2 protein-coding genes are annotated in these 1,291 nt (G+C 58.7%); both read left to right on the top strand.

All coding sequences use genetic code 11. The features are described from left to right. The coding region (floR, locus tag FTU50_RS15265) for a chloramphenicol/florfenicol efflux MFS transporter FloR (RefSeq protein WP_180063761.1) at positions 1–965 on the top strand (965 nt) is incomplete at its 5' end. Positions 966–992: 27 nt separating this feature from the next. Beyond that, on the top strand, positions 993–1,291 hold a 299-nt coding region (locus FTU50_RS15260), incomplete at its 3' end, for a LysR family transcriptional regulator (protein WP_001255014.1).

Below are 1,291 nucleotides of genomic sequence, written 5' to 3'. Positions count from 1 at the left end.
CGGGCGCAACGGCTTTCGTCATTGCGTCTCTGGGAGCAGCTTGGTCTTCAACTGCACCGGCCTTTGTCGCTTTCCGTCTACTTCAAGCAGTGGGCGCGTCGGCCATGCTGGTGGCGACGTTCGCGACGGTTCGCGACGTTTATGCCAACCGTCCTGAGGGTGTCGTCATCTACGGCCTTTTCAGTTCGATGCTGGCGTTCGTGCCTGCGCTCGGCCCTATCGCCGGAGTATTGATCGGCGAGTTCTTGGGATGGCAGGCGATATTCATTACTTTGGCTATACTGGCGATGCTCGCACTCCTAAATGCGGGTTTCAGGTGGCACGAAACCCGCCCTCTGGATCAAGTCAAGACGCGCCGATCTGTCTTGCCGATCTTCGCGAGTCCGGCTTTTTGGGTTTACACTGTCGGCTTTAGCGCCGGTATGGGCACCTACTTCGTCTTCTTCTCGACGGCTCCCCGTGTGCTCATAGGCCAAGCGGAATATTCCGAGATCGGATTCAGCTTTGCCTTCGCCACTGTCGCGCTTGTAATGATCGTGACAACCCGTTTCGCGAAGTCCTTTGTCGCCAGATGGGGCATCGCAGGATGCGTGGCGCGTGGGATGGCGTTGCTTGTTTGCGGAGCGGTCCTGTTGGGGATCGGCGAACTTTACGGCTCGCCGTCATTCCTCACCTTCATCCTACCGATGTGGGTTGTCGCGGTCGGTATTGTCTTCACGGTGTCCGTTACCGCGAACGGCGCTTTGGCAGAGTTCGACGACATCGCGGGATCAGCGGTCGCGTTCTACTTCTGCGTTCAAAGCCTGATAGTCAGCATTGTCGGGACATTGGCGGTGGCACTTTTAAACGGTGACACAGCGTGGCCCGTGATCTGTTACGCCACGGCGATGGCGGTACTGGTTTCGTTGGGGCTGGTGCTCCTTCGGCTCCGTGGGGCTGCCACCGAGAAGTCGCCAGTCGTCTAACCGACGACTGGTAGCAGGCCCGCTCCGATGCGGCGCACTAACCATCGAAACCTCGTGAATGTCGGTATCCTGTCTGGCAGGATACCGCTCATTTCCCTTGTTCAGTTCATCGCCGTCGCCGAGCATCTGAATTTTCGGCATGCGGCCAAGGCACTTGGTATCAGCCAGTCGAGCGTCAGCGCGCGTGTGAAAGCGCTGGAGGATAACCTTGGTGTCCTGCTATTTGAGCGCCATGCGCGGGGCGTTCGGCTAACAGACGCAGGCAGGCACTTCATGGAGCGTGTCACGGCGGGTGTCGATCAACTCGATCACGCAGTGAAGACCGC

Origin of the sequence: Acinetobacter sp. YH12112, assembly GCF_013418945.1 — a bacterium.
Lineage (GTDB): Bacteria > Pseudomonadota > Gammaproteobacteria > Pseudomonadales > Moraxellaceae > Acinetobacter > Acinetobacter indicus.
The sequence above is the reverse complement of the archived record's forward strand: the minus strand, read 5'-3'. Positions and strand labels throughout refer to the sequence as shown.